This is a genomic window from Kitasatospora sp. NPDC024654 (genome assembly GCF_055559155.1).
Map to the genome: position 1 here is coordinate 1 of NZ_JBVHLF010000034.1, position 5,444 is coordinate 5,444.

Genomic DNA, 5,444 nt, shown 5'->3' on the forward strand with positions numbered 1-5,444 from the left:
CGGGGGGCTGCGTGGGGTTGTTGTGGGCGGGCGGTGGTTTTTGCGTCCCCCCCCCCCGACCCCCCCCCCCCCCCCCCCCCCCCCCCCCCCCCCCCTCCCGCCCCCCCCCCGCTGCTGGGAGCGGGCGGGGTTACTGCGCGACCGGAGCCGCGTTGTGGCCGAGCGAGGGCTCCGGGACGGGCCGCTTCCGGGTGGCGATCAGGTAGACCATCGCGCCGAGGAAGACGATCAGCGACGTCCAGTCGTTCAGCCGCAGCCCCAGGATGTGGTTGGCGTGGTCGTCGCGCAGCGCCTCGATCCAGCCGCGGCCGACCGTGTAGGCGGCGACGTACAGCGCGAACAGCCGGCCCGAGTGGAGGGTGAACCGGCGGTCGGCCCAGAGCAGCAGGAAGACCACGCCGAGGTCCCAGAGCGACTCGTAGAGGAAGGTCGGCTGGTAGGTGGCGATGTCGGGGGTGTTCGGCGGCCGGTGCGCGGGGTCGATCAGCAGGCCCCACGGCAGGTGGGTCGGGTCGCCGTACAGCTCCTGGTTGAAGTAGTTGCCCCAGCGCCCGATCGCCTGCGCGAGGATCAGGCCCGGCGCGAGCGCGTCGGCGTAGGCGGCCAGCTTGATGCCCCGCCTGCGGCAGCCGATCCAGGCGCCCACCGCGCCCAGCGCGACCGCGCCCCAGATGCCGAGCCCGCCGTCCCAGATGTAGAGCGCCCTGATCGGCTGCTCGCCGGCCTTGAAGTAGAGCTCCGGGTCGGTGATCACGTGGTAGAGCCGGCCGCCCGCGATGCCGAACGGGACCGCCCAGACCGCGATGTCCGAGATGTCGTCCGGATTGCCGCCCAGCACGGACCAGCGCTTGCGGGTCAGCCAGACCGCGGCGGCGATCCCGGCGATGATGCAGAGCGCGTACGCGCGGATGGGTACCGGCCCCAGGTGCCAGACCCCCTGGGAGGGACTGGGAATATAAGCCAGTTGGAGCATATGGGCCGGATCCCTTTGTGGCCGGGCGGGGCGGTGGGTTCGCCTCGCGGAGTTCCCAAGATTACCCCGCTCGCTGGGAGACGCCGGAGCCGGCCGGGGTGGCCCGGTACCGGCGCGGTGCGTGGCGGCGCAGCGCGCGGACGGCCTCCGGGGCGGTGGAGAGCAGGAACCCGAGCAGCAGTGACTCGGGCAGCGGCAGCTCGGTGGTGGTCAGGAAGGTCACCACCAGCAGCCCGGCCTCCCGTCGCCCGGCGCGGCAGGCGGCCCGGACGTCGCCGGCGCGGTGGGCGATCAGCTTGACCCCGATGACGATCAGCAGGCCGCCGATCACCGGGAGCGGGATCAGGCCGGCCAGCCGGCCGGCGGTGCAGAGCACCAGGGCCAGCACCGCGCCGGAGGCCACCCCAGCCCAGCGGGTGCGGGCCCCGGCGGCCGCGGAGACGGCGGTCCGGGAGAGCGAGCCGCCGGCGGGCAGCGCGTGGCAGAAGGCGCCGACCAGGTTGGCGGCGGCCTGGGCGAGCGTGTCGGCCGCCGCGCCGGTCCGGCGTGGATCGGCGGTGGGGCTGATCCCCGCGGCCTGGGCCAGCGCGACCATCGCCACCGAGCAGCCGCCCGCCAGCAGCCGCGGCAGCGCGTGCCAGGCGGGCACGGACAGCGCGGGCAGCCCGCCGGGGATCGTCCCGAGCGAGGCGGTCACCGGCACCGGGACGCCCGCCACCCGGGTCGCGACGGTCGCCGTCAGCAGGGCGATCAGCACCGCCAGCGCCCGGGACCGCCGCCAGCCGTGCGCCAGCGCCCAGGCCAGCACGGTGGCCGCCGCGACCGCCGTGGCGCCCGCCGACCAGCCGGCCGGGTGCGCCGCCCAGGCCAGCACCCGGAGCAGCCGGTTGTGCTGGTGCGGCTGGTAGCCGGTCGCCTCGTCCAGGGCACTCGCGATGATCTGCACGGCGATGCCGATCGAGAAGCCGGTCATCGCGCCCGCCGAGACCATCCGCAGTAGCGCGCCCATCCGCAGCAGCGCGAAGGCGGCCATCGCCAGCGCGACGGTCAGGGTCAGCGCGGCGACGTCCGCCGGGTTCGCGGGGTCCAGCCGGGCGTGCTGCAGCGCGGTCCGCGAGGTCAGCGCGATGGCGCTGGTCAGCGTGGTGATCATGAGCGGGGTGCGGCAGAGCAGCGAGCCGGTGATCGCCGGCAGGACCCCGGTGTAGAGGCCGGAGGCCGGGGAGAAGCCGGCGATCGCCGCGTACGCCATGCCCTCCGGCACGCTGAAGAGCGCGGTGATCAGCCCGGCCGCGCTGTCGGCCAGCGCTCCGGCGGCCGGTGTGTCGGCCGCCGTCGACCCGCGCCGGGGGAACCGTCTCCACTGGCCCACGCTGCCCTCCGGACGCGGCCGACCGGCGCGGACCGCTGCCGACCCAGGCTCGTCCGGCGGGTGGTCCGCGGCCGGGAGGCGGCGCCGCCGGGTCGACCGTTCGCGTGGACCGCGGCCGTCCGACGGCGTGTCGCCCGCCCGGTCGGCGTATAAGACCGACCGGCCGTGGGTCAGCGGAAGCAGTACGAGTCGGAGGAGGCGTCGCCGCCGGAGAGGTGGGTCTGGTGCACCCGCAGCCCCCGGAACTCCTCGCCGTGCGGGAAGAACCGCGGGTCGACGGTGAGCCCGCCGGCGGTGGTGTCGGCGTCGAGCTTGATCATCCAGGGCTCGATGCCGTCGGGGTAGAACTGGTCGTCCCAGGAACCGTAGAGCGAGTTGGTCAGGTACAGCCGCCGCCCGTCCCGGCTGAGCTCGACCATCTGCGGGCCGCCGGTCAGCGGGACGCCGGGCGCGCCCGGGTGCGGGGCCCGTTCGGTGATGCCGCCCAGCCGCACCGAGCCGGTCCGCCGTGGGTGGAACGGGTCGGAGACGTCGTACTGGAACAGCTCGCCGGTGCCCCAGGCCGAGACGTACAGCCAGCGGTCGTCGACCGAGAGGTTGATGTCGGTGATCAACGGCGGTACCGCGCCGAAGGGTTGCAGCGCGGGTGGCAGCTCGTCGGTCTTGGCGGGCTCGGCCGGGATCTCGATCACCTTGCGCGCGGCGAAGGCCGAGCCCTCGCGGTACCAGAGCCAGACCGAGGCGGAGAGGTCCAGCACGCTCGTCACCACCCCGACGAACCCCCACTGCTGCTCCGGGTCGTGCGCGGGCCGCAGTTCCAGCACCATCTGGTGCTCGTCGCCGAGGTCCAGCCGCTGCAGGTGCCGCCCGGAGTCCAACTCCCAGAAGTGCAGGGCGTGCCCGTACGCACGGCCCAGCAGCAGATCCGGCACGACGCCCTCCTCGACCATCGCCGGGGTGCCCCACTCGCTGGTGATCCCGACGTTGGCGCCGAGGTGCCACCACACGTCGTAGGCGAGGTGCTGCGGCCCCCGGTCGGTCTCCCAGGCCCGCAGCACCTCGAAGGTGTCGTGGTCGAGCAGCGCCACCCCGCCGGGCCCGTCCGCGCCGTCCGCGCCGCCGAGGCAGGAGAGGAAGACACCGTCCGGGCCGCAGTGCAGGGTGTGCGGGCGCGAGTAGCCGGCCCTGGCGGCCAGTTCCTCGGCGCTCACCACCTTCACCAACCGCGGCCGGACCGGGTCGGGCCGGGTGTCCAGCACGTGCAGCCGTGAGGAGCGCAGGCCGGGCAGCAGCAGGTAGCGACGCTCGGGGTCCTGGTGGCAGGCGTGAGCCAGCGCGCTGGAGCAGGCGTTCCAGCCGAAGTGGTGCAACTCGTCACCCAGGGTGGGGAGTTCGGTGAAGTTCAGGACCCGGCCGTAGCCGGGCGAGGTGGGGTCGGTGCCGACCGTGATCAGGGCGTCCGACCGGCGGGCGGAACGGTCGAAGCCGGCCACGTAGGCGAGCTTCTCCGGCGGCGCGGCGACGGCCTCCGCGGGTGTCCGGTACAGCGTGGGATCGCTGTGGGTGCGGGTGTGGTCGTGGGCGGGCTGGTCGGCAGCGGACATGGCGACTCCATAACGCGGCGACGGTGACCGGTCGTCAGGAGCAACAACCGTCCGGGCAGCCTTCCACGGGAGCAGGGGCGCACAGCAGGCGCACGAGGGCGGCTGGGGGATCATTGAACCGGGCGGTTCCCACGGGAAGCTGAGGAAGTGTACGAATCACCCGAATCGTGACCTTCGATCCCGCGCACGCCGCAACCTCGGGACCTGGCGTGCGCGTCGAAGCCAGCGCCGCAGGTGCTGCGGCAGCCACGGGAGCCGATCCTCCCGGCCGCCGACCGGCGGTGCACCCTCCTCGAGAAAGACGCGCGATGAACGGCAACGGCCCGACCGAGGGCACCCCGGCCACCGCCGGCGGCCCGTGGACGCTGCCCGGCTACACCCACGAGCGAGAACTCGGCTCGGGCGCGAGCGGGCGGGTGCTGCTGGCCCGGCACGACACCACCGGCACCCCGGTGGCGGTCAAGTACCTGAGCGACGCGGTCGGCGACACCACCGCCTTCCGGACCGAGGCCACCCTCCTCGGCGACCTCCGCTCCCCGTACGTCGCCGAACTGTACGAGTACGTCGAGAGCGCGAACGGCGCGGCCATCGTGATGGAGCTGGTGGACGGCATCGCGCTGCGCACCCTGCTGCGCCAGGAGGGCGCCACCGGCCCCGAGGCGGCGCTGGCGGTGCTCAAGGGCTCGCTGCTCGGGCTGGCCGCCGCGCACGCCGCCGGGGTGGTGCACCGCGACTACAAGCCGGGCAACGTGCTGATCGCGGCGGACGGCAGCTCCAAGCTGGTCGACTTCGGCATCGCGGTGCGCAGCGGCGACACCCCGGGGATCGCCGGTACCCCCGTCTACATGGCACCCGAGCAGTGGACCGGCGCCCCGGCCTCGCCGTCCGCCGACGTGTACGCGGCGACGGCGACCTTCTTCGAGTGCCTGACCGGGGCCAAGCCCTACTCCGGGGACACCCTCGCCGAGCTGGCCGTGCAGCACACCGAGGCGCCGATCCCCGCCGAGCTGGCCCCGGAGGCGGTGCGCTCGCTGATCCGCAGCGGACTGGCCAAGTCGCCGGCGGACCGGCCGCAGAGCGCGGCGGCGCTGGTGGAGGAGCTGGAGCGGGTGGCCGGCGCGGCCTACGGCGCGGACTGGGAGGAGCGCGGGCGGCGGGCGCTCGCGGCGGTGGTGGCGCTGCTGCCGTTGCTGCTGCCGTCGGCGGGCGGTGCCGCGGCGGGCAGCACCTCGCTGGCGACCACCACGCTCGCCGGGACGACGGTGGCGCCGTCGGGCGCGGTCGGCGCGGTCCGGCGGCGGCCGCGGCTGGGGCGGCGGGCCAGGGTGCTGACCGGCACGGTGGCGGTGGGTGTGCTGGCCGGGACGTCGGCCACCATCGCGGTCGCGGACGGCGGGGGGGGGGGGGGGGGGGGGGGGGGGGGGGGGGGGGGCGGGGGGGGGGGAAGCGCTGCGCGTAGGCGGCGAAAGGGCAAGCAGAGGACAGCAGCAACCAC

At 75.0% G+C, this 5,444-nt stretch carries 4 protein-coding genes; 1 reads left to right on the forward strand and 3 read right to left on the reverse strand.

What is annotated here, in order from left to right; translation table 11 throughout:
* Positions 1-130 precede the first annotated feature (130 nt).
* From lgt to ACZ38L_RS20730, 3 genes are all read right to left on the reverse strand, one after another.
* Positions 131-973 carry a prolipoprotein diacylglyceryl transferase gene (gene lgt / locus ACZ38L_RS20720; RefSeq protein ID WP_465695432.1) on the reverse strand — a complete coding sequence of 281 codons (843 nt, stop codon included), beginning with the start codon at positions 971-973 and terminating at the stop codon, positions 131-133.
* A 61-nt stretch (positions 974-1,034) separates the two neighbouring features.
* Positions 1,035-2,345, reverse strand: coding sequence for a SulP family inorganic anion transporter (locus ACZ38L_RS20725; protein WP_465695437.1), 1,311 nt, complete (start codon positions 2,343-2,345; stop codon positions 1,035-1,037).
* A gap of 170 nt (positions 2,346-2,515) precedes the next feature.
* A complete protein-coding gene (locus ACZ38L_RS20730) occupies positions 2,516-3,949 on the reverse strand; it encodes a selenium-binding protein SBP56-related protein (protein ID WP_465695440.1) in 1,434 nt (477 codons plus the stop codon).
* 308 nt (positions 3,950-4,257) lie between these two features.
* On the opposite strand from ACZ38L_RS20730, the gene ACZ38L_RS20735 reads away from it, so the two are divergent.
* On the forward strand, positions 4,258-5,444 hold a 1,187-nt coding region (locus tag ACZ38L_RS20735), incomplete at its 3' end, for a serine/threonine-protein kinase (protein WP_465695442.1).